The sequence below is a fragment of the Paracoccus methylarcula genome, assembly GCF_003007735.2.
In the GTDB taxonomy this organism is placed as follows: domain Bacteria; phylum Pseudomonadota; class Alphaproteobacteria; order Rhodobacterales; family Rhodobacteraceae; genus Paracoccus; species Paracoccus methylarcula.
Genome location: NZ_PXNQ02000001.1, coordinates 537749 through 564661, shown reverse-complemented (window position 1 = coordinate 564661; position 26913 = coordinate 537749). Strand labels below are relative to the sequence as shown.

The 26913-nt window shown below is 63.3% G+C and carries 22 protein-coding genes, 2 pseudogenes and 1 riboswitch; of the genes and pseudogenes, 5 read left to right on the top strand and 19 right to left on the bottom strand.

Annotated elements, in window-relative coordinates:
• Window positions 1-7 precede the first annotated feature (7 nt).
• The 4 genes from A7A09_RS02580 to A7A09_RS02565 are packed head-to-tail and all read right to left on the bottom strand — an operon-like array spanning window position 8 to window position 4317.
• Complete coding sequence (locus tag A7A09_RS02580) at window positions 8-748, bottom strand: ABC transporter ATP-binding protein (RefSeq protein WP_106689903.1); 741 nt, start codon at window positions 746-748, stop codon at window positions 8-10.
• Window positions 745-1731: a FecCD family ABC transporter permease gene (locus tag A7A09_RS02575; protein WP_106689902.1), complete on the bottom strand. Its 987-nt coding sequence runs from the start codon at window positions 1729-1731 to the stop codon at window positions 745-747. Before A7A09_RS02575 ends, A7A09_RS02580 begins: the two co-directional genes overlap by 4 nt.
• Window positions 1728-2528, bottom strand: a complete 801-nt coding sequence (locus A7A09_RS02570) for an ABC transporter substrate-binding protein (protein WP_245999089.1) — start codon at window positions 2526-2528, stop codon at window positions 1728-1730. Before A7A09_RS02570 ends, A7A09_RS02575 begins: the two co-directional genes overlap by 4 nt.
• Complete coding sequence (locus A7A09_RS02565; protein ID WP_170166997.1) at window positions 2515-4317, bottom strand: TonB-dependent receptor plug domain-containing protein; 1803 nt, start codon at window positions 4315-4317, stop codon at window positions 2515-2517. Before A7A09_RS02565 ends, A7A09_RS02570 begins: the two co-directional genes overlap by 14 nt.
• A gap of 122 nt (window positions 4318-4439) precedes the next feature.
• A riboswitch (cobalamin riboswitch) is annotated at window positions 4440-4636 on the bottom strand.
• A 190-nt stretch (window positions 4637-4826) separates the two neighbouring features.
• On the opposite strand from A7A09_RS02565, the gene A7A09_RS02560 reads away from it, so the two are divergent.
• Window positions 4827-5516 carry a GntR family transcriptional regulator gene (locus A7A09_RS02560; RefSeq protein WP_106689899.1) on the top strand — a complete coding sequence of 230 codons (690 nt, stop codon included), beginning with the start codon at window positions 4827-4829 and terminating at the stop codon, window positions 5514-5516.
• Between the two features lie 32 nt (window positions 5517-5548).
• Here the strand turns inward: A7A09_RS02560 and A7A09_RS02555 are convergent, their stop codons facing one another.
• From A7A09_RS02555 to ectA, 9 genes and pseudogenes are all read right to left on the bottom strand, one after another.
• Window positions 5549-6637 carry a substrate-binding domain-containing protein gene (locus A7A09_RS02555; RefSeq protein ID WP_106689898.1) on the bottom strand — a complete coding sequence of 363 codons (1089 nt, stop codon included), beginning with the start codon at window positions 6635-6637 and terminating at the stop codon, window positions 5549-5551.
• A complete protein-coding gene (locus tag A7A09_RS02550) occupies window positions 6638-7690 on the bottom strand; it encodes an ABC transporter permease (protein ID WP_106689897.1) in 1053 nt (350 codons plus the stop codon).
• Window positions 7691-7692: 2 nt separating this feature from the next.
• Window positions 7693-9240: a sugar ABC transporter ATP-binding protein gene (locus tag A7A09_RS02545; RefSeq protein ID WP_106689896.1), complete on the bottom strand. Its 1548-nt coding sequence runs from the start codon at window positions 9238-9240 to the stop codon at window positions 7693-7695.
• A gap of 20 nt (window positions 9241-9260) precedes the next feature.
• Window positions 9261-10184: an SMP-30/gluconolactonase/LRE family protein gene (locus A7A09_RS02540; RefSeq protein ID WP_106689895.1), complete on the bottom strand. Its 924-nt coding sequence runs from the start codon at window positions 10182-10184 to the stop codon at window positions 9261-9263.
• A gap of 204 nt (window positions 10185-10388) precedes the next feature.
• Entirely contained in the window at window positions 10389-11366 is a 978-nt protein-coding gene (locus A7A09_RS02535) for a YncE family protein (protein ID WP_106689894.1), read from the bottom strand.
• A gap of 298 nt (window positions 11367-11664) precedes the next feature.
• Window positions 11665-13089, bottom strand: a complete 1425-nt coding sequence (locus A7A09_RS02530; RefSeq protein WP_106689893.1) for an aspartate kinase — start codon at window positions 13087-13089, stop codon at window positions 11665-11667.
• Window positions 13090-13091: 2 nt separating this feature from the next.
• Entirely contained in the window at window positions 13092-13487 is a 396-nt protein-coding gene (locus A7A09_RS02525) for an ectoine synthase (protein WP_106689892.1), read from the bottom strand.
• A 7-nt stretch (window positions 13488-13494) separates the two neighbouring features.
• A pseudogene (gene ectB, locus A7A09_RS02520) lies at window positions 13495-14785 on the bottom strand (diaminobutyrate--2-oxoglutarate transaminase).
• 55 nt (window positions 14786-14840) lie between these two features.
• Complete coding sequence (gene ectA / locus A7A09_RS02515; protein ID WP_106689891.1) at window positions 14841-15386, bottom strand: diaminobutyrate acetyltransferase; 546 nt, start codon at window positions 15384-15386, stop codon at window positions 14841-14843.
• Window positions 15387-15653: 267 nt separating this feature from the next.
• On the opposite strand from ectA, the gene A7A09_RS02510 reads away from it, so the two are divergent.
• Window positions 15654-16115, top strand: a complete 462-nt coding sequence (locus A7A09_RS02510) for a MarR family winged helix-turn-helix transcriptional regulator (protein ID WP_245999087.1) — start codon at window positions 15654-15656, stop codon at window positions 16113-16115.
• A 70-nt stretch (window positions 16116-16185) separates the two neighbouring features.
• Here A7A09_RS02510 and A7A09_RS02505 read toward each other — a convergent pair whose 3' ends face one another.
• The 4 genes from A7A09_RS02505 to radA all read right to left on the bottom strand — a co-directional run bounded on the left by A7A09_RS02505 (window position 16186) and on the right by radA (window position 21573).
• A complete protein-coding gene (locus tag A7A09_RS02505) occupies window positions 16186-17781 on the bottom strand; it encodes a peptide chain release factor 3 (RefSeq protein WP_106689889.1) in 1596 nt (531 codons plus the stop codon).
• 161 nt (window positions 17782-17942) lie between these two features.
• A complete protein-coding gene (gene purF, locus A7A09_RS02500) occupies window positions 17943-19433 on the bottom strand; it encodes an amidophosphoribosyltransferase (RefSeq protein WP_106689888.1) in 1491 nt (496 codons plus the stop codon).
• A 134-nt stretch (window positions 19434-19567) separates the two neighbouring features.
• On the bottom strand, window positions 19568-20167 hold the full coding sequence (locus A7A09_RS02495; protein WP_106689887.1) for a CvpA family protein: 600 nt from the start codon (window positions 20165-20167) through the stop codon (window positions 19568-19570).
• Window positions 20168-20208: 41 nt separating this feature from the next.
• The gene (gene radA / locus A7A09_RS02490; RefSeq protein WP_106689886.1) at window positions 20209-21573 is read right to left on the bottom strand and encodes a DNA repair protein RadA; all 1365 of its coding nucleotides are present in this window, start codon (window positions 21571-21573) and stop codon (window positions 20209-20211) included.
• A gap of 135 nt (window positions 21574-21708) precedes the next feature.
• Here radA and A7A09_RS02485 point away from each other — a divergent pair, with 135 nt between their 5' ends.
• From A7A09_RS02485 to A7A09_RS02475, 3 genes are read left to right on the top strand one after another with little or no spacing between them, the layout of a single operon-like run.
• Complete coding sequence (locus A7A09_RS02485) at window positions 21709-23010, top strand: lipoprotein-releasing ABC transporter permease subunit (RefSeq protein ID WP_106689885.1); 1302 nt, start codon at window positions 21709-21711, stop codon at window positions 23008-23010.
• On the top strand, window positions 23003-23674 hold the full coding sequence (locus A7A09_RS02480) for an ABC transporter ATP-binding protein (RefSeq protein ID WP_106689884.1): 672 nt from the start codon (window positions 23003-23005) through the stop codon (window positions 23672-23674). Before A7A09_RS02485 ends, A7A09_RS02480 begins: the two co-directional genes overlap by 8 nt.
• Window positions 23675-23699: 25 nt before the next feature.
• Window positions 23700-24200 (top strand): phosphatase PAP2 family protein, encoded by a 501-nt coding sequence (locus tag A7A09_RS02475; RefSeq protein ID WP_245999086.1) that lies wholly within the window; start codon window positions 23700-23702, stop codon window positions 24198-24200.
• Between the two features lie 221 nt (window positions 24201-24421).
• Here the strand turns inward: A7A09_RS02475 and A7A09_RS02470 are convergent, their stop codons facing one another.
• Window positions 24422-26362 carry a DUF2207 domain-containing protein gene (locus A7A09_RS02470; RefSeq protein WP_106689883.1) on the bottom strand — a complete coding sequence of 647 codons (1941 nt, stop codon included), beginning with the start codon at window positions 26360-26362 and terminating at the stop codon, window positions 24422-24424.
• Window positions 26363-26372: 10 nt separating this feature from the next.
• Window positions 26373-26845, bottom strand: a pseudogene (locus A7A09_RS02465) (LemA family protein).
• Between the last annotated feature and the right edge of the window lie 68 nt (window positions 26846-26913).

Here is a 26913-nt window from a genome sequence, read left to right as displayed (position 1 = left end):
GACGCAATCACACCGACAGGATGGCGGGACCGTCTGGCGTATCGATACGGCGGATGGTGATACCGAAGGCGCGATGGATCGCCTTGTCGCGCAGCACCTCATCGGGATTGCCATCGGCCAGCACCCGCCCCTCGGCCAGCAGCACCAACCGGCTGCAGAACCGCGCCGCCAGCCCAAGATCGTGGATCGAGACAAGAAGCCCGTGACCTTCGCCGGCCAGTTCCCGGAACAGCCGCAGACAGGCCAGTTGCTGCGCCGGATCCAGCCCCGCGACGGGTTCATCTGCGATCAGGAGCGGGGTTTCCTGCGCCAAAGCCCGGGCGATCAGGGCGCGGGCCTGCTCTCCGCCCGACAGGCGCAGGGCGGTGCGGTGGCGGAAGGGCTCTAGCCCCATGCGGGCGATGGCGGCCTCGATGGCCTGGCGATCCCCGGTGCCGCGCCCACCGCCGGGCCAGGGGATGCGCCCCAGGGCGATCAGGTCCTCGACGCTGACCGGCCAGGCGATCTCGCGCGATTGCGGCAGATAAGCGGCCTGGCGGGCGCGGTCATTCGGCGTCATCGCGGCGAGGCTGGACATTCCCTCGAAGGGGATCAGCCCAAGCGCCGCCTCCATCAAGGTCGATTTTCCCGCGCCGTTGGGGCCGATCAGCCCGACCAGTTCCCCCTTGGCGACAGACAGATCCAGCTTGTCGAGAACCGGGCGCCCACGGCGCGTGACGGACAGGTTGCGCAGTTCCAGCAGCATCACATCCGCCCCCCGCTGCGCGTCTTCCAGATCAGGTGCAGGAATAGCGGCGCCCCGACGATCGCGGTCAGCACGCCCAGCTTGAGATCGCGCCCGGGCAGGATCAGCCGCACCGCGATATCGGCCGCCAACACCAGCGCCGCGCCCCCCAGGGCCGAAGCCGGCACCAACGCCGAGGGCCGCGCACCCACCCAGGGCCGCAGGATATGCGGCACCACCAATCCGACGAACCCGATGACTCCGGCCACCGCGGTCGCCGGTCCGACGATCAGCGCCACCCCCACGACCAGCCGCCAGCGCAGGGTGGCGGGCGAGACGCCCATTGCCGCCGCCGCGCTCTCTCCCAATGTCAGCGCATCCAGATCGCGGCAGGTGCCCTGGATCAGCATCGCCCCCAATGCCATCGGCGGCAGGGCGAGCCCGACATGCAGCATCGAGCGGTCGGCAAGCGATCCCATCAACCAGAAGACAATCTCATTCGCGGCATAGGGATTCGGCGACAGGTTGAGAACCAGCGCGGTCCCGGCATTGGCCAGTGCGGAAATCGCGATCCCCGCGAGGATCAGCGTGACCGAGCCTCCGCGCGGCCCCGCCAGCGCGACCAGCAGCGCCGCCCCCATGGCCGCCCCGATCAGCGCCGAGAATGGCAACGCCAGGGCAGAGCCCAGCGACAGCCCGGTCTGGATCGCAAGGACCGCCCCAAGGGCAGCCATGCAGGAGACGCCGATCAGCCCCGGCTCGGCCAGCGGATTGCGCAGATATCCCTGCATCGCCGCTCCGGTCAGCCCCAGCCCGGCACCAACGGCCAGCCCCAGAAGCGCGCGCGGCAGGCGAATTTCACGCATGACGATGGGCATCGGCCCCTCGCCGCCGAGGACCAGCGCCCGCAGACCATCGAACAGGCCGAACCCTGCCGGGCCGGTCAGGAGGGACATCGCGAACAGCACCGCCACCAGCATCGTCAGCATGGCGAAAAGCGCCCTCATTGCAGCGCCTCGATCGCCCGCAGGATGAAGGGCGTGCCGCAGACCCAATCGCGGTCGGCAACCTCGGCGGTCTCGGGGGTAAGCTTCTTCAGCGCCGGATGGTCGAGTATCGCCTCGGAGCGCGATTGCCCGGGCCATTTCGCGCCGGTGATCAGCCGGTCGGGCTGCGCCATGACCACCAGTTCCAGCGGCAGTCCGGCTGTCATGGCGATGCCGTAATCTCCGGCGATATTCTCGTAGCCCGCCGCATCCAGGATCGTTCCGGCCAGGGTATTGCGCCCCGAGGTCATGCCATTCGCATAATAAAGCGCCGCACGTCCCCGGCGGCGATCGCGGCCGAGGCTTGCCAATCCGCGATCGAACTCGGCGATCAGGTCAGCCGCCGCCTCTTCGCGCCCCAGCAGGCCCCCCATGCGGGTGATCTCTTGCCGAATTGCCGCGATGCTTTCGGCGGGGGGCAGGATCTCGACCCGGATGCCCAACCGCCGCAGCATCTGCACCGCCGGTCCCGAGGTGAACTGCCCGGCGATGACCAGATCGGGCCGCAGCAGATAGATCTCTTCTGCCCGCCCGTGATTGACCGGGTAACCGGCGGCGGTTTCGGCCATGGCGGAGATGCGCGGATCCTGCGCCAGATCGCTGACCGAGATCAACTGACCATCGCCCGCCAGCAGCATGGCAAGCTGATCGGCGCAGAGATTCATCGACACCACCCTTTGCGGAGCGGCGGCAAGCGGGGTGGCGACGGCGAGCGACAGCGCAGCCAGCCAGCCCAAAATATGCCTAGAAGGACGCACGGATCCCCGCATAGACGGACCGGTCCGGGGTGCCGTAGCCCTCATCAATCTGGTATTGCTCATTGAAGATGTTTTCCACGCGCAGATAGGCCTCGGCCCTGTCCTGCAGAGGATGGCTCAACAATAAATCAACCGTGGTGAAATCATCCTTGTCCCCTGGCCGGTCGGCGACATGTTGCAATAGGATAGCTGCCGTGGTGCCTGTCGTGAAGCTCGTCTCGAGCCCGAGACTCAGGTTATGGACCGGAACCTCGGCCCATTCCGAAGAAATGTCATTATCGGTATAGGTATAAGCGGCCGTCAACGCGTGGTCCACGCCGAACGCATAACGACCGTCAAGCTCCACCCCCTTGCGGCGGGCCTTTCCTTGGACTTGCGCGTAGCCGTCATCGTCCCAACTCGGCGTATCCCGATCATCCCAGCCTATCAGGTGATCCGCCTCCATCCAGAATGCCGTTACCCTCAGATAGTTGTCATTCTCCCAACGTTTCTCGACGCCGATCTCTGCGGTTCGGCTTTGTTCGCGTTCCAGGCCGGTATCACCAAAGGGGCCAAACAATTCATAGAGCGATGGTGCGCGAAAACCATTCCCAATGGCCGCACGAAACAACAAGTCATCAGCTACACGGTAAACGGCAGCGACGCGGCCTGACGTGAAACCTCCAAAGCGGGAATGATCATCGCGACGCATTGATGCGCTGACATCAACGCGATCACCAAGTGACGCGGTGATTTCGGCAAATACGCCCGACAGCCGGGTATTACCGTTACCCTTCGCTTTCTCCTTCTCGGTATCGGCTCCGAAAATCACGCGCGCATCTGACTCACCCAGATTCGCGGCCCCCTGCCATGACAATTTCGTGCGAGTGCCGATGAAAGACTCCCCCCAGCCATTGGACCAATTCGTCCTGTCCATATGATAGCGGGTCAACGCCAATTCATGATCCACCGCACCAGTCGAGAAGGTCACAAAACTCCGCAAACCGTAAGACTCGCGTTCGTTGTAATCATCGCCGGGGGTGCCTTGAACATCCCCGACAAAATCGTCGAATTCGCCCTCGCTTCTTTCCCAGAAACCATTGATGCCCACGGTTGCGCCGTTCTGCATCTCATGCGCGGTATAAAAGCTTAGCCTTGTGGCATCGAAACCGTCTTTCTCGAAATTGCCGTCATTCTCGTCTGCGGCAGAAAATCCGTCGCTGTGGATACGGCTGGCAGAGAAAGCCAGATCGGTGCCATCCTGTCTGAACGTCACCCCATAATTGGCCAGAACCGTGTTGTAGCTGCCCGCCTCGATAGCAAATCGATGCTGAACCCCAACTTCGGTCGGACGCAGCGATTGCAGGCTGAGAACTCCTGCAATCGCACGCGAACCATAAAGAGCCGATTGCGCACCACGCAAAAGCTCTACCCGTCCAATGCCCGCGCCAGTCATCCCGCCGATATCGAAATATGGCTGTCCCGCTGCCGGATCGGAAATGTCTATCCCGTCCATGACGACAGGCAGATATTGCGCGGGCGCACCCCGCAACTGCAATGAGCCGGTGGTTCCAAGCGGCCCCTTTTGATGAAAGGATATTCCCGGTAGACGACTTAGGCTCTGCGCAATGGGCTGAGCCGCACGGGCTTTCATCCCTTCATCGGTCAATATTGAAACCGAACTTCCCGACCGGCTGAGTTCGGTTTCCTCGCGGTTGGCCGTCAGGGTGATTTCAGGCAGGACGATGATCTCCTGCGCCACGGCTGGCAAGGCCGTGGCGGTTGCGGCGAGGATGGCGAGTTGTCGCATCGGATATATTCCTTCCGGGCACCCGTGGGGTGCGGGATTCGGTCTGTCCGGAAGGACCTTCCTTGCGGACGGTGAATGCCACCACGACGGAAGAACCGTTTCGCGCATGCCCCTCGCATGCACTCAGGGTGATCGCTTCGGCAGGTCTCCTGACTTTGCGGGTCCTGGCTTGGCCGGGCCTTCCCATCCGCGCATCAGGCAAGACAGTGGCATTCTCCGGCCTCGCTCGCCGCTCACAGTTGCGGGGGCAGTCACGGATTCACACCGCGTTCCCTTTTCACCGGGTGGTTTTCCCGGAACCGAGGCAGGCCAGAATTAATCCATCAGTCCGCGCCGGGCAAGTGATATTCCCCAAAGACCCATCGGATATCATGAGATGATGGACAAGCGGCCATGCAAGACCCGATCATCCGCAAAGTCACGCTGAATCATCTAAACAATTGAGTCTAACGGTTTCCGGCATTACCTTGGGCTGCTATGGTTCAGGGATAGTTTGGAAACCAGTACGCATGAACACGAAAAACATACCTCGTTCTGCCCGCCTCACGAGATCATCGCTTTCGGAACGCGCGGCCACCTCGCTGCGCAAGCTGATCCTGCGCAACGCCCTGCCGCCGGGCAGCCCGGTTACCGAGCGCGAGATCTCCGAGCAGCTCGGCATCTCGCGCACCCCTGCGCGCGAGGCGATCCGGACATTGATTGGCGAGGGCCTGATCGTCGTCAGCGATACCGGGCGGCTGTCGATCGCCAACCCGGATCTGGAGGCGGTCGTCAATCTCGTACAGGTGTTGCGTGTTCTGGAAGGGCTGGGAAGCGAACTGGCCGCGCAGAATGCCAGCGATGCCGAATTGAACGCTATCGAACAAAGCCATCTGAAGATGGCCGAGGCCGTCGCCGATTCCAGCGATTTCAAATATTTCGATGCCAATATCGCCTTTCACCGCGCCATCGTCGCCGCCAGCCATAATCCGGCGCTGGTGCAGGCGCATAAATTCATCGACGACCAATTGTACCAGGCCCGCTTCCGCTCGTCGCGCAAACAGGGCCGGCGGGAAATCGCGATCGAGGAACATGACCGGATCACCAGGGCCCTGCGCGCACGGGACGGGGAAGAGGCGCGGCTCGCCATGACCGATCACCACGCGTCGACGATCCGCAATCTCCGCGCCATAGAAGAAGAGTCGAAATCCGAGAACTGACGCCGCGCCCGGGGCCGGGCAGCGGCGGCGGTTCAGTTCCCGCGCCAGATCTTTCGATAGGCTTCGCGATAACCATTCTCCGGATCGAAACGATTCTCGGGTCCGCCATCGCGGTCCAGGTTCCCGGTCGTGACGATATGCAGCGGAGAGGTGTAGCCCGACCATTCCTCGCCCGCCAGGGCGCGGTTCATCTCGTCCACGAGTTGCCAGCCCTGAAGGTTCAGCGGCTCGGCCACGGTCACGGCCTGGAACCGTGCGTTGCGGATGCGCTGATATGCCGCCTCGGAGCCGTCCCCGGCCGCCACATTCCTGGGCGCTGCATCCCCGGCGATTCCGGCCGCTTCCAGCGAAGGCCCCATGAAATCGAAGTAAAGATCGTTGATGGCAAGTGAATGGGTCCAGCGTGCACCGTGACGCTGAAGCAGCGTCGTGGTCAGTTGCGGCATGCGGGTCGAGGTCTCGTCCAGCGGCGTATCCACATATTCCAGCACCTCGCCGCCCAGTTCCTCGATCGTCTCCTTCATCCAATCGGCCTTGTCGATGGCGATCTGATAGGTCGAGTCGGTGAAGATCACCACGGCTGGCTCTTCCCCCGCGTCGATATGGGCCCAATAGGCCGCAGCGCGCGCGACATCCCGCGCATCGGTGGTGATATTGGCGAAAATGCCGTGCTCATCACCGGGACCGTTCTCCGAGAGCGAATGCCATGTCACCATCGGAATACCGGCGTCGCGCAACCGCTCCATGCCGGTCTGCTGCTCGGCCGGATTGTAACCGAGAATGATCACCCCGTCCGGTTTCAGCGCGAGCGCCTGCCCGAATGATGAACTGCGCCCCGAGACGGTGCCGCCGCCCTCGATGGTGGTCACCTCCCACCCGATGGCCCCGGCGGCCTCTTCGACACCATTTGCCGCGCCCAGGACCCCGCCATTGGTCATATCCGCCGCCAGCATGACGATGGTCTTGCCGCCGACCGCTTCGGGACCCTCGGTCGGGCCGGTCCATTCGCTGACCGGTGACGTGTATCTATCGATGAACGCCTTGGCTTCATCGGCGGTTTGCGCCTGTGCAGGCATCCCCAGCCCCGAACCAAGTACCAGGCATGTGACAAGATACTTCATTCAACCTCCTTTATCCGTACGGGTCGATGTGACCGGCTTGTTCCCCGTTCCGCGCCTTCGCCGAGCATAGCCCGCGATCCCGATCGCGGTCAGCAGGGTCATGCCGTTGAACATCGGTTCGACCCAGAACGAGCCGCCAAATTGCTGAATGCCCGAGATCCCGACGGCCAGGATCGCGACGCCGATCATCGTGCCCCAGACATTCACCCGCCCCGGCCTGATCGTCGTCGAACCGAGAAAGGCCCCGACCAATGCGGGCAGCAGGTATTCCAGCCCGACACTGGCCTGACCGATGCGCAGCTTTGCGGCCAGCAGGATGCCGGCAAAGCCGGACAGGATGCCCGAAATGACGAAAGCGGCAATCGTATAGCGCGCGACCGGAATACCGTTGAGCATCGCGGCGCGGGGATTGGCGCCGATGGCGTAGAGAAAACGCCCGGTCGGCGTGTATTCCAGCATGATCCACAGCAACACGGCCAGGATCAGCACGTAATAGGTGGTGACGGGCAATCCGAAGACGAATGTCGCATTGATCGCGTGGAATGCGGGCGAGAGTTCCGCCACGATCTGCCGCCCCCCGGTATGCCACAGAGCCACCGCGTAGAGCACGGTTCCCGTTCCGAGCGTGGCGATGAAACTGTCGATCCTGGCGATCTCGATCAGGACACCATTGAGCAGGCCGACCAACCCGCCCATGATCACCACCAGCAGGCATGCCGCCGGCCAGGGCAGCCCGGCCTCTTGCAGGCTGATGACCAGGATATGCCACAGCACGATGCCATAGCCCACGGTCAGGTCGAGCTTGCCGGTCACCATGGGGATCATCGCCGCCAGGGAAAGAATGGCGATGATCGATTTGTCCGCCAGGATCGAGCGCAGGTTGAGCATGGTCGGAAAGGTCTGCGGCAAGAGCAGGCTGAACAGCAGGATAAGCAGCACGGTCAGGATCGGAAGGCCGTAGACCGGCAATCGGCTCATCAGCCTCGCCCGGGCCGGGAGCCGCGCCAGTTCGGGACGGGTCGGTTCCAATGCGTCGGATTTCAGAGACTGCATCTTCACGCTCCTCGCGTCACGGGTTGGCGGGCGGATGCGGCGGCGATCAGCGCCTCGACGGTCAGGGTCTTTCCCGCGATCTCATCGACGATCCGACCACCGGAAAAAACCAACACTCTATGACAGATAGCGGCGATTTCCTCGAAATCACCCGAAACGATCAGAATGCCGCTCCCCTTGGCTGCGGTTTCGTTCAGCAGATCGTGGATGCCTACCCTCGCTCCGATATCGACTCCGACGGTCGGATCCTCGCATAGCAGCAGGCGACGGCCGCTTTCCAGCCAACGCCCCAATGCCAGTTTCTGCTGGTTGCCCCCCGACAATGCCTCGACCGGGAATTCCGGGTCATTGGGGGTCAGCGCGACACGCCCGCCAACGATCCGGGCCTTGGCAGCTTCATCGGATCTTGTCATGGGTCTCCACCAGTTTCGCCCATGGATTTGGGGATTTAGAAAAATATTCTCAGATATGTTCAACCCCGGCGCGATGGCCTCCCTCAGGCGATCACGGGCGATCAGGCCGATGCCCGCCTCGATCGCATGGCCCGGATGGGAATGATCGAGCCTGATGCCGTCAATCGTGATCTCGCCCGAGCAAGGCTCCGCTCCAAAGATCGCCCGCGCCACATCCTCATGCCCGGCACCGCGAAGCCCGGTCAGGCCCAACAGCTCGCCCGCTTCTATATCGAAGGAGAGCGGACCGGTCTTTGCCCCGCGAAAATTGCGGATCGTGGCGAGGACTTGCCCTTTCGGCGCCGGTCGTTTGCCTAGGTTCTGCGTGGAACGCCCCACGATTTCCCGCACCAGCCGATCCGGATCGGTCCCGGCGAGCGGGCGGTCCGACACCAGCCGGCCATCGCGCAGGACAACGGCCCGATCGGCGATCTCGAACACATCGGGCAAGCGATGCGAGATGTAGATCATGCCGACCCTCCGCGCCTTCAACCGCTTGAGCCGCGACAGCAACTGTTCGACCTCTTCCGCGGGCAGGGAGGCGGTCGGCTCGTCCAGCACCAGAAAGCGGCAATCGACGGCCAATGCGCGGGCAATGGCGACCAGGGATTTCTCGGCATGGCCAAGGTCGTGGACCCGGCTGTCGGGATCGATATCGCAATGCAGCCTGTCCAGGGCCTCGACGGCCAGTTTCCTGACCTTGCGCCAATGAATCAGCCCTCCGCGCCGGGCGAATCCCGGGGCAAGCGCAATGTTCTCGGCCACGCTCATCCAGTCGATCAGGCCCAGATCCTGGTGGATGAAGGCCACGGGCTGCTTCCTGCCAAAGCGCGGGGCCTGATGATGATAGGGCATGCCATCAAGGGTGATCCCGCCGGAATCGGCATGATGGATACCGCCGAGGATCTTGATCAGCGTCGATTTCCCGGCCCCGTTCTCCCCCAGAAGCGCGACGATCTCACCCGCCTCGATCGTGATCGAAACATCGTCAAGCGCCTGCGTTCCGCCAAAGCTCTTGGCGATATGGTGAAAGCACAGCCGGGAAGCCTGCGCCCCCGGATGGCCGGCATTCGCTTGCGGATGGGCGGTTTCCTCCATGGCTTCCCCGGGATCCCGATCTATGGCCGCTGCGCGCCCGAGCGGTTGAGCGTGATGGCATAAAGCGATGTCGTGGCGCAGATATAAAGCCGCGACTTGCCCCGCCCTCCGAAACAGATATTGGCGACGGTTTCGGGGATCATGATCTTGCCCAGAAGCTCTCCCTCGGGCGACAGGCAATGCACACCGTCCCGGGCCGAGCTCCACAGATTGCCGTCACTGTCGAGCCGGATGCCGTCGGCAGCGCCGGGGCTGACCCCATGAAACACCTCTCCGCCCTTCAGGCTGCACCCATCCGCCCCGACATCGAAGACACGAATATGGCGCGTGGCGTCGGCATCGAACATCAGGCCGGTTTCGGCGATGTAGAGGCGGCTTTCATCCGGCGAGAACGCCAGCCCGTTGGGACAGGCGAAATCGTCGCAGACGACCTGCAATTCGCCGCTCTGCCCATCGATGCGATAGACATGGCAAGGCAGTTCCTGCGGTGCCTGCCAGCCTTCGTAATTGGTCATGATGCCGTAATGCGGATCGGTGAACCAGATCGAGCCATCGGACTTCACCACCACGTCATTGGGCGAATTCAACCGCTTGCCCCGATAATGCGAGGCCAATGTGGTGATGCTTCCATCATGCTCGGTCCGGGTGACGCTGCGCGAGCCGTGTTCGCAGCTGATCAGGCGCCCCTGCAGGTCGCGGGTATGGCCATTGGCGAAATTCGACGGGTAGCGATAGACCGAGACCTGCCCCTCTCCCGGTCCGAGCGGCGGGGTGTATCGCATGATCGCGTTGGCGGGAATGTCGGAAAACAGCAGGCATCCCGCATCGCCGAACCAGACCGGCCCCTCCAGCCAGCGGAACCCGCCTGCCAGACGTTCCGGCGGCGCGTTGTTCAGCACGAAGCGATCAAAACGCGTATCAAAGGATTGGTGCCATTCCGTCATCTGCCGATCACTCCGAGATCAATCGAATACCACGTGGTCCAATGCCAGCCCGGAACCCGTTTCGGCACCGGGCGCTCCGGTCAACGCATGACTGAACAGATTTGTTGCTTCTTCACCATATGCAAGCGCAGATAATCGAAACGAAGCCAGGATTTTTGGGCGGGCATTCGCGATCACGGAAAGCGGCATCCTCCTGGCGCGAAATCATGCCGCGGGGCTCCCCCCGGCAACCGCCTCTGCCTGCTCATCCAGCGTGACGATCACCGAGACATCGGGTTCCCGGAAGGTCGCGAATCGCTGCGTGACCGTCAGCGCGTCCAGGTCGAGGACATGGATCTCATCGCTGTCCATACTGACGAAGGCCCGCCGCATGCCATGATCGAAGCTCATCGAGATCGGCCGGGAATCGAGCGCCACCCGCCTGGATATCTTCAGGCTTCGATCATCGAGCAGCGAGATCGTCTTTCCCAGATAGTCGATCGTCATCAGCCGCCCGCGCCCGGGATCGTGAAAGATCCTCACCGGATCCCCGGATACGCTTTCGCGGGCCAGGATCTCGAATGTCGCGGTATCGATGGCGACGACGGTTTCGCTGATGCGATTGGTGACGAAGAGCATCTTCTCATCGGCCCGCAGAAGCCGGCCCTCGGGCTTGTCGCCGGTCCGGATCGATACCGGCGTCACCCCGGGATCCCGCGGGTCGAAAACCGTCACGTCATTGCTGCCGAGATTGGTCGAATAGCAGCGCCGTCCATCCGCTGTCACGGCGAAGAGATGCGGTTTCTCTCCCCCGACGGGCACCGTGCGATCCGGCGCGCCCCCCCTGCCCGGATCGTCCCAAACCGCGATTCGCCCCGCCCCTTCGGACAGGGCGTAAAGCCGGCCCCGCCCATCCATGCCGACTCCATGCGGGCGGTTCAGCCCCTTGCCCAGACTCAGCCGGCCGGTGATCCGTCCGCCCGCGATATCCAGCGCCAGCACCTCATGCCCGCCCCGGTCGGCACTGCCCGAATTCGCCACGCCGTAATGCCCGATCCAGGCCATCGCGCGCCTGTCGTCCAGCGTGAACTCATGCGGGTAATCCGGCAGCGGCACGCTATGCAGTCTCGTGCCGCTGCCAGTGTCGTAATAGGACAGGCAATGCGCGCTTTTCTCGATCAGGAGAAGGATCTGGCGAGCCATCGATGCAATTCCTGGTTTACGGGCCATCGGAACCGTCGCGCTCCCCATGGCTGCACAACGTATGCGTCACGATGGAACCATAACATCGCCTTTGCGGCCTTGACGAGAGCCCCGCAACGGATCGGCCATCCTCATCTCGCTGCCGTCTCGGACGCTGCCCCGTCTTCCGGCGATCATGTCGGATGCGTTGCGTATGGGCGCCAGTCCAGCCTTACCCTGCCCGGCGACACCGGGAGCATGCAGATCGGGATGCAGCAGCAGCCTGCCGCCCCATCAATGGCCGGCAAGAGAGGAGATCTTACGCCGCTTTCAGCATCTTGCGGTCGGAATTCTCGATCAGCGCATGGTGCAGCGCCTTGATCGCGGGCTTCATCACCTCGCGCTCGACGATGAATTGCACATCGACCGGGCGTGGCCCCTGCGTCGCGCCAATCGCCTCCAGCCCATGATCGGCCAGCGCGTTCAGCCCGCGGCTCAGCACCGCCAGCCCGTTCAGGTCGCGCCCCACCGCGGCAACCATCGAGATCGCGCGCGATGTTACCCGCGCCGAAGGGTAGCGCGTGATCAGGTCCTTCTCGACCCGGCGCAGCACCTTGAGCGAGCTGTCAACGTAATGCGTGACTGTATTGGCGTTCGAGACCTTGGAGACGATGCGGACGTTATGCCGGGTCAGGATATCCAGCACGGCGCTGTCATAGCCCTTGGCGCCGACCATGTCCTGTTCGAACAGTTCCAGCGCGAACAGATCGAGGCCGGTCACGATCTCGACATTCGGCCCGTCGGCGGGCTGATCGTCGATCAGCGTGCCGGGGTCCTCGGGCTCAAAGGCGTTGGTCACGCGCAGCGGCACGCCCGATTGGCGCAGCGTCTTGGCGGCCTTGGGATGGATCGCCTCCATGCCCAGGTTGGAAAGCTGATCGGCGACATCGTAATTCGTCCGGCCAAGCTTGCGCACGGCATCCTGCCCGACAAGTTTCGGATCGGCCGAGGACAGGTGGAACTCCTTGTGGATGATCGCCTCGCGCGCGCCGGTCAGCGATGCCAGCCGCGAGAAGGTCACCTCGGAATAGCCACGGTCGAATTCGCGCATCAGCCCCTCGGCACATTGCGCATAGCCGGTGACAATGGGCATCTCGGTTGCCGGATCGACATCCTTCATCGCGCCCTTGATACGCTCGTCCAGGCTGACATCGCCCTCGTCACGCCAACCCGACAGGTCGACGAAACGGGCATTCACGCCTGCGCGTTGCAGCATCAGCGTGGTGACGAAAGCCGAATGCGCCTCGCCCAGTCCCGACAGCAATTCGCGGGTCTGCAGCATATGCTCGGACAGGCGGAAATGGCCGTAAGTGCACAGGCGCTGCAGATCGATCAGGCAATTGCGGGCGCCAAGGATGCGATCATGCACGAAGGCATCCGCGCGCTCGATATCGCCGGGATGATCCAGCACCGCCTTATGCGCCGCGACCATCGCATCCGAGACGCGGTCCAGAGCCTCGTGCCAGCCATGATCGGAATCCGAACTGGCGAAGGCCGCATAGACCCCGGCCTTGCCGGATTTCTTGTGTTCCAGCAGCAGATCGGTGATCCCGCCGAAGGCCGAGACGACCAGAATCCGTCCGTAAAGATCGGCCCCCTTGCGGTCACCGATGATCAGCGTGTCGCACAATTCATTCACGCGCGACATCGAAGTGCCGCCGATTTTCTCGACAGTATGGGTCATGTTCAGTCCGTGAGTTCTTCCACCGGGGCGTAAGAGCCGTCTTCGCGGTGGACTTCCTTGCCCGTTACCGGCGGGTTGAAGCAGCAAGCCATGACCAGCTCTTCCTCGGCCCGCAGGGTATGCTTGTCATGCAGGTTCAGCGCATACATGACACCGGGCTTGATTTCATGCGTCTCGCCGGTCGCCAGATCGGTGATCGAGCCCTTGCCCGACATGCAATAGACGCTTTCGAAGTGATGCTTGTAGTGGAAAGTATGCTCGGATCCCGCCTCGAGCGTGGTGATGTGGAACGAGAACCCCATCCCGTCATCGGCCAGCAGCATCCGCACCGAGTTCCAGCGCGCATCCGAAACGGAACGGTCAGTGTCTTTCAACTTGTTGAAGTCGCGAACGATCATCTCTGTCTTACTCCGCTGCAATCCTGGTCATGTCGAGAATTTCCCGGGCCGCATCCAGCAGGATGTCAAAACCCTTTTCGAATGTCTCCACCGGGGTGGTCAGCGGGGCCAGGACCTTCACGACCTGATCTTCGCTGCCCGAAGTCTCGATCACAAGCCCCTTCTCATAGGCGCGTGCGCAGATTTTCCCGGCCAGATCCCCGGATCCGACATCGACGCCGCGCATCAGCCCACGGCCCTTCAGGAAGGCTCCGGGAACCAGAGCGGCCAGCTCGGTCAGCCGCTTTTCGATCAGCGCGGCCTTTCCGGCCAGCTCGGTCTCGAAGCTCTTGGCGGCCCAGAATTTCTCGATCGCGACACGGGCGGTGACGAAGGCATGGGTATTGCCCCGGAAAGTGCCGTTATGCTCGGCCGGACCAAAGACGTCATGCTCGGGCCGCACCAGGACCAGTGCCAGCGGCAGGCCGAAGCCCGAGATGGATTTCGCCATGGTGACGATATCGGGTGTGACGCCCATCTCCTCGAAGGAGAAGAAGGTGCCGGTCCGGCCGCAACCGGCCTGGATATCATCAATGATCAGCAGCGCGCCATGCTTCCTGGCGACCCCGGCGATTTTCCGGACGAACCCGCCCGACGCGGCGTTCAGCCCGCCCTCGCCCTGCACGGTCTCCAGCATGATGGCGGCGGGTGCGTCGATCCCGCCCGAGGCGTCGGACAGCATCTGGTCCAGCAGCGCGGCCCCGTCGACACCATCGGCATAGCGTCATAGGGCATCCGGGTGACGCCCTGCTTGTCCATGCCCGCGCCGCCACGGTGATAGCCGTTGCCGGTCGCCGCCAGCGCCCCCATGGTCACACCATGGAAGCCATTGGTGAAGGCGACGATATTCGTGCGGCCAGTCGATTTGCGTGCGATCTTCATCGCCGCCTCGACGGCATTCGCGCCGGTCGGGCCGGTAAACATCACCCGGTGATCCATCCCGCGCGGCACAAGGATATGACGTTCGAATGCCGACAGGAATCCGGCTTTCGTATCGGTGTGCAGATCCAGCCCATGGGCCAGCCCGTCAGCGGTGATATGCTCGACCAGCGCGGCCTTCATATCCGCATCGTTATGGCCGTAATTCAGCGAGGAACAACCGGCCAGGAAATCGATATATTCCGATCCGTCCTGAGCCGTCAGGATCGAGCGCGCGCGGCAGTGAAAACAGCCGGAATACCCCGGCAATAGGAACGCGCCGCGCTTTCGCGGCGCTCGAAAATACCGATATCGGTACCGTTGGTCATGTCCTTGGGCATAAGAAGTCCTTTCGCACCTTGTGCGTCTTGATGGGGTCGGCCTGTTGGGCGCAGATCAGGCTGCGGCCGAAGTCGCGCCCGCCTCCTCCGGCAGGGTGATCGTCACCATATGCTCGGTGGCGTGCTGGCCGTCGAAATGAAGATCGCGCTTGTAATGCGCCTTGTCGGAAAGCTCCCCACCCACCTCGCGGGCAAAGCTGCGGAACAGCGCCCAGGAGGCCTCGTTATCCTTGGTGATGGTGGTATTGAGCTGCTGCGCCTCGGCACAGGCATCGCGGCCGATCAGATGCTCCAGCATCTTGCGGCCAAGTCCCAGCCCACGGGCACGCGGGCTGACAGCCACCTGCCAGACGAACAGCGCATCCTCGTTCGGGATCATGTGACCCGAAATCCAGCCGACGATATCGCCATTCATTTCCGCCACCACGCAGGTGTCGCGGAAATGCTCGGCCTGAACGATATTGCAATACATCGAGTTCTCGTCCAGCGGCTTGCACGCGCGCACCAGATCCCAGATGGCGGAGCCGTCGGTGCTGCGCGGCTTGCGCAGGACAATCGTCCGGTTGCGGTGCTTTTCGATCTCGTTCACGTCTTTGGGCATGGAATCCGATCTCTGTTTTGCTTTGTCCTACTAACTAATGAAGCCGCCCCATGGTTGCAACCGTTATGGCAAAATTCAGCCAATATCAGTTAAATGGCTGGCATTACGAAGCTTTTGACGGAATTTCCTTCGAAGAGCCCCCAAAAACAGCTTAGTCAAGCAAAATATTTTCCCGATGGTTTGCAGATTGAACGGCCCGGGCATTTCATGTGATGATCGCATCATGAGCAAACCGCCGACAACCGCCTGGACGAAGCCCTGATCGCGTTGCGTCGCATCCTGCGGGCGACCGAACTTTACGAGCGCGAACTGGCGCAAGCCGCCCGGCTCACACCGGCCAAGCTGCGCGTGCTGCAAATCCTGGCCAGCCGCGAAGGCGGCAGCGCCACCCCAACGGCGCTGGCCAATCAGATGGGTGTCAGCCAGGCGACGGTGACCGCCCTGGTCGACCAGTTGCAAAGGCGCGAGATGGTCAGCCGCCAGCGGTCCAGCATGGATCGCAGGCAGACCAACGTGGTCATCGCGCAAGCGGGCACCGAAGCGTTGAAAAACGCCCCGAACGCCCTGCAGCAGCATTTCGTCAAGAATTTCGAGAAGCTCGAAACCTGGGAACAGCAAATGGTCCTTGCCGTTCTGGACCGGGTGGCGGGAATGCTGAATGCCGGTGAGATCGAGGCCTCCCCGGTGCTGGCCATCGGCGATATCCGCAAGGATCGCGACCGCCTGTGATCCCGGACGATACCGGAAGACAGGTTCACAGCCGCAACCCCTTCGCACCGCCCCACGCCGGGCGATGCGTTCAGACCATCATCTCCTTGGTCGCGGTCAGCTTCAGATCGGGATGGTCGCGCTCGATGCGGTCGATATCCCATTGCAGCCGGGTCAGATAGACAAGATCGCCGTCATGGTCATGGGCCATATGCCCCTTGTTGGCATTGGCAAAGGTATCGACCTTGTCCTTCGGCCCCTGCACCCATCGGGCAGAGGTGAATTGCGAGCCCTCGAACCGCACCGGGATGCCGTATTCCAGCTCGATCCGGCTGGCCAGAACCTCGAATTGCAGCGCGCCGACCACGCCGACGATGAAGCCCGAGCCGATCGCTGGCTTGAACACCTTCGCCGCGCCCTCTTCGGCGAATTGCATCAGCGCCTTTTCCAGGTGCTTGGCCTTCATCGGGTCCGTGGCACGCACCGATTGCAGCAGTTCCGGCGCGAATGACGGAATGCCGGTGAAACGCAGCGCCTCGCCCTCGGTCAACGCGTCGCCGATGCGCAACTGCCCATGGTTCGGGATGCCGATGATATCGCCCGCCCAAGCCTCTTCGGCCAGTTCCCGGTCGGCGGCAAGGAACAGCACCGGGTTCGACACCGCCATCGGCTTTTTCGTGCGCACATGGGTCAGCTTCATCCCGCGCTGGAAATGCCCCGAGGCCATGCGGACGAAGGCAACCCGGTCGCGATGCTTGGGATCCATATTGGCCTGAACCTTGAAGACAAAACCGGTGACGGTCTTTTCCTCGGGCGCGATCTCGCGGCTGGCAGAGTTCTGCGGCTGCGGCGCCGGGCCGTATTCGCTGATCCCCATCATCAGCTCGCGCACGCCGAAACTGTTGATCGCGCTGCCGAACCAGATCGGGGTCAGGTGGCCTTCAAGGAAGGATTGACGGCTGAATTCGGGCAAGAGCCCGCGCGCCATCTCGACCTCTTCGCGCAGCTTTTCCAGCAGGTTCTCCGGCACATGCCCGGCCAGTTTCGGATCGTCCAGCCCGTCGATCTTCACCGATTCCGCCACCCGGTTGCGGTCGGCCCGGTCCATCAGCTCCAACCGGTCGTTCAGCATGTCGTAACAGCCGATGAACTCGCGCCCCACGCCGATGGGCCAGCTTGCCGGGGCGACATCGATGGCCAGGTTTTCCTGGATCTCGTCGATGATCTCGAACGTGTCGCGGCTTTCACGGTCCATCTTGTTGCAGAAGGTCAGGATCGGCAGGTCGCGCAACCGGCAGACCTCGAACAGCTTGCGGGTCTGGCTTTCGACCCCCTTGGCCCCGTCGATCACCATGATCGCCGCGTCCACCGCTGTCAGGGTGCGATAGGTATCCTCGGAAAAATCGCTGTGACCCGGCGTATCGACAAGGTTGAAACGATGCCCGTCGAAATCGAAGCTCATCGCCGAGGCCGAGACCGAGATGCCGCGATCCTGCTCCATCTTCATGAAGTCCGACCGCGTCCGCCGCGCCTCGCCCTTGGCCCGCACCTGCCCGGCCATCTGGATGGCGCCGCCGTAAAGCAGGAATTTCTCGGTCAGCGTGGTCTTGCCCGCGTCGGGATGCGAGATGATCGCAAAGGTCCGGCGGCGGGCGATTTCGGGCGGGAGTTCGGGGCGGTTGCTCATGATCTGGCCATGTAGCGCGCGGGGCTGTGCGGTGCAATCACCCTTCAACCGCGTCCCCCTTCGGCCAGTCGTTTCGCCCCTTCTTCTTCATGCAAATATCTCGGGGTTCGGGGCAGAGCCCCGGAATCAAATGAAGACGCAGCCCTGCAGATGGCAGGATCCTACTCCGCCGCCTCGTTAAGCGCCGTTTCCGAACCGGGCTTCATGCGGAAACCCCGCTCCAACTGATCGAAGGGTGCGACCGGGTAATCGCCCGAGAAGCAGGCATCGCAATATTGCGGGCATTTGGCGTTGCGCCCGCCTGCCTCGCCCACGGCGCGGTAAAGCCCGTCCAGCGACACGAAGGACAGTGAATCGACGCCGATCCATTCGCGCATCTCCTCGGGTGTCATCTGCGCGGCCAGCAGCTTGTCGCGGTCCGGCGTGTCGACGCCGTAGAAACAGGGCCATGCGGTCGGCGGGCTGGCGATGCGGAAATGCACTTCGGCGGCACCGGCATCCATGATCATGTCCTTGATCTTGCGGCTGGTGGTGCCGCGCACCACGCTGTCATCGACCAGCACGACCCGCTTGCCGCGAATCAGGGCGCGGTTCACGTTCAGCTTCAGCCGCACGCCCATGTTGCGGATCTGGTCGGTGGGCTCAATGAAGGTGCGGCCCATATACTGGTTGCGGATGATCCCCATCCCGTAGGGAATCCCCGATTCCTGCGCGAATCCGATGGCCGCCGGGGTGCCGCTGTCGGGCACCGGGCAGACCAGGTCGGCCTCGATCGGTGCCTCGCGAGCCAGTTCCACCCCGATCTGGCGGCGTGTCTCGTAAACGGAGCGGCCGCTGATGATAGAATCGGGGCGCGAGAAATAGACATGCTCGAAAATGCAGAAACGCCCCTGCGAGGGACCGAAGGGGCGCGAGGTCTGGACCTTGCCCTTGGAGATGACGACCATCTCGCCCGGTTCCACCTCGCGCACGAACTCGGCGCCGATGATGTCCAGCGCGCAGGTTTCCGAGGCCAGAACGAAACCGTCATCCCCGACGCGGCCCAGCACCAGCGGGCGCACGCCAAGCGGGTCCCGCACGCCGATCAGCTTGGTCCTGGTCATGGCGATGACCGAGAACGCACCCTCGATCCGCCGCAGCGCGTCCTTCATCCGCTCGGGGATGTTGCGCTGGATCGAGCGGGCCATCAGGTGGATGATGCATTCGCTGTCCGAGGAGGACTGGAAGATCGAGCCGCGCTCGATCAGTTCGCGGCGCAGGGCGGCGGCATTGGTGATATTGCCGTTATGGGCGATGGCGCAGCCGCCCATGTGAAACTCGCCGAAGAATGGCTGCACGTCGCGGATGGCGGTATTGGCCTTCGATCCGGCGGTGGAATAGCGCACATGACCGATGGCCAGCGGCCCCGGCAGGGTCGCCATCACATCGGCCTTGGTGAAATTGTCGCGGACATAGCCGAAGCGATGCGCGCTGTTGAAACCCTGATCGGCATCATGCGAAACGATGCCGCCCGCCTCCTGCCCCCGGTGCTGAAGGGCGTGAAGCCCCAATGCGACGAAGTTGGAAGCGTCGGCTACACCGATCGCTCCGAAAATTCCGCATTCCTCGTGCAGGCGGTCCGAATCGAACGGATGGGCCAGGAATGGTTGCATGGGCGATCCTGAATAGCGTCTGGCTGTCATTGGTTATGTAGTGCCATGAACTTCAAAAGTCACGCCCCCGCATGGCCGCGGGGGCGGTTTTCCTTCATCAATTCGTCATGAAGCTCACTGAACCGCTATCCGGATCAATTCGCGGCGGGCGGTGTTTGCTCGGCATCCACCGCTTCGCCGGTCGCAATGCAGCCATCGACCAGCTGCTCATAACGGCGCACGATCCAGCCGGGCGCGTCGTCGGGGATCTGTTCGTCCATCTCTCCGCGCAGCCGCTCGAACACCTGGGCCGAGCGGGAATTATCGACCATGGCGACCTGCGAGCTTGTCATTACGCGGTCATAGACGATGAAGGCGATGGCAACGATCAGGATGCCGCGGGCGGCGCCGAACAAAAAGCCCATGCCCTGATCGATCCCCCCGAGGGCCGAGCGCTGCACGACCGAGGAAAACAGCGGCGTGACGATCGAGAACACCACCAGCGCCAGCGCGAAGACCACCGCGAAACCGGCAATCGTTGCCAGTTCGCAACTATCGCCCAGAAAACGTTCCAGCACCGGGAGCTGAGCGATCATCGGGCGCGCGGTCGCGGCAAAGACGAAGGCCAGCACCGCCGCCGCGATCCAGCCGAGGATGGCAAGCGATTCGCGCACGAATCCCCGCGACCATGCCAGAATCGCAGAGAGGATGATGACCACGGCCACCACCGCATCGATAATCGTGAAACCGTCCATAGCATTGCCCCTGCGCCGGATATCGTTGCATTTCAGGCGGTTCAGCCGGCGCCGAAAACCTCGCCCACAAATCCTGTCAAATCGGCGATGCGCGTGACGCCCATGCCGCCCAAGCCCTCGACCTTCTGGCCTTCGGGTAAAATCGCTTGTGAAAAACCAAGTTTTTGCGCCTCTTTCAACCTGTTTTCCGCTTGAGCGACAGGTCGAAGCGCCCCGGAGAGGCTGATTTCGCCGAAAAGCACGGCCTCTGGCGGAAGTGCGCTGTCCTCTCTGGCCGACAGGAGCGCGCCCGCGATGGCGAGATCGGCGGCAGGTTCGTTGACGCGCATTCCGCCCGCCACGTTCAAGAAGACATCCAGCCCCGCGAAGGGGATGCCGCAGCGCGCCTCGAGCACGGCGATGATGGTCGAGACGCGCCCCGAATCGAGCCCGACCACGGTGCGGCGCGGCGAGGCCAGTGTCGAGGGGGCGACCAGCGCCTGCACCTCGGTCAGCACCGGGCGGGTGCCCTCGATCCCGGCAAAGACGGCGCTGCCGGGCACCGGTTGACCGCGTTCGGACAAAAACAGGGCGGAGGGGTTGGCGACCTCGGCCAGCCCGGCGCCGGTCATCTCGAACACGCCGATCTCGTCGGCGGGACCGAAACGGTTCTTGACGCTGCGCAGGATGCGGAACTGGTGACCACGTTCGCCTTCGAAATACAGGACGGTATCGACCATATGTTCGACAACACGGGGGCCGGCGATCTGGCCATCCTTGGTGACATGGCCGACGATAACGATGGCCACGCCACTGCGCTTGGCGAAGGTGACCAGTTCATGCGCGGCGGCGCGGACCTGCGCCACGCTGCCCGGTGCCGCCTCGACATGATCGGCCCAGAGCGTCTGAACCGAATCGATGATCGCCAGGTCGGGTTTTTCGCGATCCAGCGTGGTGAGGATATTGCGCAGATTGGTCTCGGCCCCCAAGCGCACCGGCGAGTCGGTCAGGCCAAGACGCCCGGCACGCATCCGCACCTGCGCGCTGGCCTCTTCGCCGCTGATATACACGGCGCTGAGCCCGGCCCGCGCGAAGGCGGCGGCACCTTGCAGCAGAAGCGTCGATTTGCCGATGCCCGGATCGCCGCCGACCAGCACCGCCGATCCCGGCACCAGCCCGCCGCCCAGCACGCGATCCAGTTCGGCCAGCCCCGAATGACTGCGCGGCGGCGGCGGCTCCTCGGTGGCGAGTCCCGACAGGGGAACCGCACGCCCCTTGGCCGCCCCGAGACTTCGGCCCGGCCCTTGCGACAGCGGAGCCTCTTCGGTGATGGTGTTCCATGCTCCGCAGGCATCGCAGCGCCCGGCCCATTTCTTGTGGGTGGCGCCGCAGGCGGTGCAGGTGAAGGTGGAAACGGATTTTGCCATGCGTCGCTTGTCGCACCGGATGCCGGGTGCCGCAATACAGGTATTTGAGCAAAGAAGAAGACCTCACGGCATTGTCGGCTTGATCTTTCCGGGCTCTGCGGTCAGGGTCTGCGCCCAAAATCAGAGGCTTCACGCATGTCCAGCCCCGCGCCATTTTCACGGTACGAATTCATGATCGCCTGGCGATACCTGCGCGCGCGTCGCGCCGAGGGCGGTGTCAGCGTCATGACATGGATCAGCCTGATCGGCATCGCCCTTGGCGTCATGGCGCTGATCGCCACGCTGGCGGTGCGGGCCGGGTTCCGGGCCGAGTTCGTGGACACGATCCTTGGCGCGAATGCACATACCACCGTCTACATGGCACCGCAGCGGGTCGAGAACGAGTTCACCGATGACGTCTATGTCGTTCCCGGCCGGATTCAGGATTACGATGCGATGGCCGCGAAACTGGCCGAGTTGCCCGGCGTCGAGCGGACTACCCCGATCGTGCGTGGTCAGGTCATGGCGACGGCGAATGATTCCTCGAACGTGGCCGAGATCTTCGGCGTGTCGCTGGACGCGCTCAAGGCGATGCCAAGGATCGTCGATCCCCAGACCTCGCAGGGCAGTGTCGAGGATTTCGACAAGGGCGTTGCCATCGGCGCGGGAATCCAGCGCGAGCTCAACCTCAATATCGGCGACAAGATCAAGCTGATCGCGCCCGAGGGGGCCAAGACTCCGGTCGGCACGACCCCACGGGTAAAATCCTACGAGGTGGTCTATGTCTTCAGCGCCGGCCGCTATGACATCGACCGCACCCGGATCTACATGCCGCTGGCCGAGGCGCAGGATTATTTCAACCGCGAGAACGTGGCCGACGAGATAGAGGTCTTCGTCACCGACCCCGAGAAGGTCGATGACTGGACGCTGCCGCTTCTGGAGGCGGCGGGTGACGGCGCGCAGGTGTGGAACTGGCGCGACGCCTCGGGCAGTTTCCTGTCGGCGCTCGACATGGAGGATGACGTGATGTTCGTGATCCTCTCGGTGCTGGTGCTGATCGCCTCGATGAACATCACCTCGGGGCTGATCATGCTGGTCAAGAACAAGGGCGGCGATATCGGCATCCTGCGGACCATGGGCCTGACCGAGGGGGCGGTGCTGCGGGTGTTCTTTCTTTGCGGGGCCTTTACCGGCATCATCGGGACGATCGCCGGGGTGATCCTTGGCGTATTGCTGGCGCTGAACGTGGACGGCATCATGGCAGCGCTGAACGCGCTGACGAATGGCGGGGCATGGCAGCCGGAGGTGCGCGGCATCTATCGCCTGCCGGCCGAGTTGCGGGCATGGGACATCTTCCGGGCCATCGGCCTGTCGCTGGCGCTGTCCTTCATCGTCACGATCTTCCCGGCGCGCCGGGCCGCGCGGATGAACCCGGTGGAGGCATTGCGTTATGAGTGAGGTTTTGCGGCTGGAAGGCGTTTCCAAGACCTATGGCAAGGACGGCCCCGCCCCGGTCGAGGTACTGCACGGGCTGGACCTGAGCGTCGCCCGAGGCGAGGTGGTGGCCCTTGTCGCGCCTTCGGGGGCCGGCAAATCGACCTTGCTGCATATCGCCGGATTGCTGGATACGCCGGATTCGGGGCGGGTCGTGCTGAACGGGCGCGACCTGACCGGGTTGGGCGACCGCGCCCGAACGGAAGCGCGGCGGCAGGAACTGGGCTTCATCTACCAGTTCCACCATCTGCTGCCCGAGTTCAGCGCCGCCGAGAACATCATCCTGCCGCAGCTTGCCAATGCCACCGGCCAGCGGGCGGCGGCGGAACGGGCCGCCGATCTGCTGGACCGGGTGGGGCTTGCCCATCGCGCCGATCACCGGCCCGCGCAATTATCCGGCGGCGAACAGCAACGGGTGGCCTTTTGCCGGGCGCTTGCGAATGCCCCTGCCCTGCTGCTCGCGGATGAGCCGACGGGGAACCTGGATCCCGAAACTTCCGACCGCGTTTTCAAGGTGCTGATGGCGTTGGTGCGCGAAACCGGGCTGTCGGCCCTGATCGCCACGCATAACCATGCGCTGGCCGAGCGGATGGACCGGGTGATCGGACTGGCCGGGACGGCTCTTTGAGCGGCGCGATGCAAGGGGCGTGGCAATGAAAGCGATTGTTCTGGCGGGGCTTTGCGGAATAGCGGCACTTCCCGCCGCGGCCGACCCGTTCGAGGATTTCGGCACTGCGATGAAATACGGCCTGCCTGCCGCTGCGGCAATCTGCGCCGCGCGCGACGACCGGCTGGAGGATTTCGCGGTGCGCGGCCTGATGCAGGCGGCGGTGGTCCTGGCGCTGAAATCATGGACCGACGGCACCCCCATCGCGCGCCGCCCCTCGGGCGAGGGCAAGGGATTCCCCTCGGGCCACTCGGCGGCGGCAGCATTCGGCGCGGCGGATCTGGCCGGGAAATGCTTTGATGACGAACCGCTTGCCGGGGCCGCCGCCTATGGCGCCGCCGGGCTGGCGGCGGCGAGCCGGGTCCATGCCGGGGAACATACGTCGCGGCAGGTGATGACAGGCGCGCTGATCGGCTTCAGCTTCGGCGCCGCAAGCTTCGGGATCGGCAGCGAAGGCGCCGAGTTCAGCATCGGCATGCGCTTCTGACATCCCCATAACCGCGCTCCGGCCTTTTCAGTGAGATCTTTGGTCGAACCTGTGGCGCTCGGAGCCGCCGATTATTCCCATTTCCTCGCGCGAAACCATTAGTTGAGTTCCCTCATGGGCGCTATTCCCGCCATTCGGCACATGATCGCTGCCGGTCGGAGCTTCACATGAAAATGCCGCCCGGAGGCGGCATCTCGTCACATATGCGGCGCAATCACCGGCTACCAACCGCCGCCGCCGCCGCCTCCACCACCGCCGCCGGAAAAGCCCCCGCCGCCGCCACTGCTGGAGAACCCGGAAGACGAGCTTTTCGGCGTCGGCAGTGACGCAGTGAAGCTGTTCGACAGCGAACCCGCCATGGTGCCGAGGCCAGCACCGACATTGCTGGAGCTGAAATCCCTGCCGTGATACCAATGTGGCCCGGCATAGGCGGCGGTGCCCGCCGCAAGCGCCGTCGCCAGCCATGCGTCGAATGTCCGCGACCATGGTTTCTCGACCCCGAGCGCGACGGCATAGGGCAGCAATGTCTCGAAATGCTGCGGCGACATCTCGGGCGTGCCCTGCATGTTCATCCGGTCTTTTTCGGCAAAGGTCAGATATTGCTTGAGACCGGCGATCTCCGCCGAACGTTTCTGCCCGATTTGTGTCGGCGCGCCCATGATGCAGAAAAAGACGATATTGGTGATCACGAGTCCGGCGACAACCGCGAGCACGCGCAGATCAAACTCGATCTGCGTCAGCATCTTGAAGAATCCGCCTGCCATGTTCAGCCCCATGAAGCCGATGACAGCCGTCACGATCACCGCCCGAATCCGCGAACCAAGCGAATGCGCGCCACGGAACTGGCGCCCTATGCTGACGGCGAAGATGGCAATGACGATGGAAGGAAACATCGCGGCGAAAACGGTCGCGATCACTTGCGGCGCAAAGCCCCCCATCGCGATGACGAGCAGCAATACGATCACCGAAAGAAACCCGCCGAACGCAAGAAAGAGCGGGTTGGAGCGGTAGAACTGGTTTCGATGCTCCGATTCCACCGCCTGCCGGAACGCACGGCCGACCGACTGAACCTTGCTGCCATTCGACTTGTTGACGGTAAGCGTATCGCCATCGGCAGGCAGCGCATTCAGAATAGCGCGCTGCCCGATGCCGATCCCCTCGGGAATACCGTCGCCCTTGCGGCGGATCGTCATGGTCCGTTTCGGCCGGTCGAGTTCCAGATGTCCCTTGACGGCAAGATCGATCACCGAGGCCGAGAACGCTTCCCATCCGCTTCCACGGAAGCCGCGCTTCTCGATGTAATTCGCCAGCGCCGGAGAGACCCCGTCCGGCGCTGTCCAGCGCGGCACGACGATGTCCTTGGGCGGGTCGCGCCCTACCCTGCTCCAGGCCAACAGGTAGAAGGCGAATATGATCGCCAAGCCGCCGGCGCCGATGATCCAGCCCAGATTGTCATGCCGCCAGTCGGCGTTCAGTTCCTCCTCTGAGACCGGTGCGACCACCTCCTTCGGAAAGGCAACGACCGCGGTCAGCCCCTCTCGCCGGCCGAGCCCTCGCGTCGCCTCGACAAGAACACGGTTTCCGTTATCCAGGCGTTCGGCCCGGGCGGCCTGCTCGGTCGATCCGTAGGGGCCGGTGAAATAGGTCACATCGGTCGCGTGGCCACCGGGCGGCAGCCTGATCTCGGCGCTCGCTTCCAGGATCGGGAAGTCCCAGCCATTGCCGGTGACGTTCCAGTAGAGCTCGTCATGATTGTCGAAATAGCGGATCTGCCGTGTCGTGTCATAGGTGATCTCGTAACTATGCACGCCATGGGGCAGGAGCACATCCGCATCGCCGATCCGGATACGCAATACGCCCGAGTTGCGTTCGGTCCTGTAGGGCTCGTCCTTGCCGTCGCGCCTCACCGATCGCACATCCAGCCGCACCTCCCGGATGCGGCCATTCGCATCCTCGTAGCGCAGCGGAATGTCCCGGAAGATACCGCGCGAGATCTGCTCGCCCTCGACATTGACGGTGATGGTTTCGGTTACCTTCAGCGTGGCGTCCGCACCGACATCTATCAGCGCGTGGAAATTCCGGATCTCTTCATCCGCGAGAGCACTCCCTGCAAGTCCGAGGACGAACAGGAAGGCGGTGAGAATACGTGTCACGGTTTTCATCTGCCCGCCGTCAGTTGAACGAAACTTTCGGAACCGCGCGGTCCTCGGCATTTTCGATCTCGAAGAACTCCTCCTGGCTGAAGCCGAACCTTCTGGCGATCAGGTTGGAGGGAAAGCTTTCGACCTTGACGTTCAGGTTGCGCGTCGCGCCGTTATAGTAGCGGCGCGACATCTGGATTTCGCCTTCCAGCGCTTCGAGCGAGCCCTGCAACTGCACGAAATTCTCATTTGCCCTGAGTTCCGGATAGCTTCCGCCACCGCGAAGAGCCTGCCGAGCGCCTGCCCGAGCATGCCCTCCACCTGCGCGCGGCCGGCGACGTCATCGCGCGGCATGCCCTGCGCGCGGGTGCGCAACTCGGTCACTTCCTCCAGCGCCGCGCGCTCGTGCTGGGCATAGCCCTTCACGGTCTCGATCAGGTTGGGGATCAGATCGGCGCGGCGCTTGAGCTGCACATCGATGCCCGACCAGGCCTCCCGCACCATCTGGCGAGCCCGCACCAACCCGTTATAGGCAATGATGACATAGCCGACGATGGCCAGAAGGATAATGA

Coding starts and splice junctions, on each gene's coding strand:
- purF (WP_106689888.1), bottom strand. CDS start 19,433: ATGCAACCATTCCTGGCCCATCCGTTCGATTCGGACCGCCTGCACGAG.
- A7A09_RS02560 (WP_106689899.1), top strand. CDS start 4,827: ATGAACACGAAAAACATACCTCGTTCTGCCCGCCTCACGAGATCATCG.
- A7A09_RS02495 (WP_106689887.1), bottom strand. CDS start 20,167: ATGGACGGTTTCACGATTATCGATGCGGTGGTGGCCGTGGTCATCATC.
- A7A09_RS02530 (WP_106689893.1), bottom strand. CDS start 13,089: ATGACCCATACTGTCGAGAAAATCGGCGGCACTTCGATGTCGCGCGTG.
- A7A09_RS02480 (WP_106689884.1), top strand. CDS start 23,003: ATGAGTGAGGTTTTGCGGCTGGAAGGCGTTTCCAAGACCTATGGCAAG.
- A7A09_RS02555 (WP_106689898.1), bottom strand. CDS start 6,637: ATGAAGTATCTTGTCACATGCCTGGTACTTGGTTCGGGGCTGGGGATG.
- A7A09_RS02575 (WP_106689902.1), bottom strand. CDS start 1,731: ATGAGGGCGCTTTTCGCCATGCTGACGATGCTGGTGGCGGTGCTGTTC.
- A7A09_RS02505 (WP_106689889.1), bottom strand. CDS start 17,781: ATGAGCAACCGCCCCGAACTCCCGCCCGAAATCGCCCGCCGCCGGACC.
- A7A09_RS02545 (WP_106689896.1), bottom strand. CDS start 9,240: ATGGAGGAAACCGCCCATCCGCAAGCGAATGCCGGCCATCCGGGGGCG.
- A7A09_RS02470 (WP_106689883.1), bottom strand. CDS start 26,362: ATGAAAACCGTGACACGTATTCTCACCGCCTTCCTGTTCGTCCTCGGA.
- A7A09_RS02565 (WP_170166997.1), bottom strand. CDS start 4,317: ATGCGACAACTCGCCATCCTCGCCGCAACCGCCACGGCCTTGCCAGCC.
- radA (WP_106689886.1), bottom strand. CDS start 21,573: ATGGCAAAATCCGTTTCCACCTTCACCTGCACCGCCTGCGGCGCCACC.
- A7A09_RS02550 (WP_106689897.1), bottom strand. CDS start 7,690: ATGCAGTCTCTGAAATCCGACGCATTGGAACCGACCCGTCCCGAACTG.
- ectA (WP_106689891.1), bottom strand. CDS start 15,386: ATGCCCAAAGACGTGAACGAGATCGAAAAGCACCGCAACCGGACGATT.
- A7A09_RS02485 (WP_106689885.1), top strand. CDS start 21,709: ATGTCCAGCCCCGCGCCATTTTCACGGTACGAATTCATGATCGCCTGG.
- A7A09_RS02525 (WP_106689892.1), bottom strand. CDS start 13,487: ATGATCGTTCGCGACTTCAACAAGTTGAAAGACACTGACCGTTCCGTT.
- A7A09_RS02535 (WP_106689894.1), bottom strand. CDS start 11,366: ATGGCTCGCCAGATCCTTCTCCTGATCGAGAAAAGCGCGCATTGCCTG.
- A7A09_RS02540 (WP_106689895.1), bottom strand. CDS start 10,184: ATGACGGAATGGCACCAATCCTTTGATACGCGTTTTGATCGCTTCGTG.
- A7A09_RS02475 (WP_245999086.1), top strand. CDS start 23,700: ATGAAAGCGATTGTTCTGGCGGGGCTTTGCGGAATAGCGGCACTTCCC.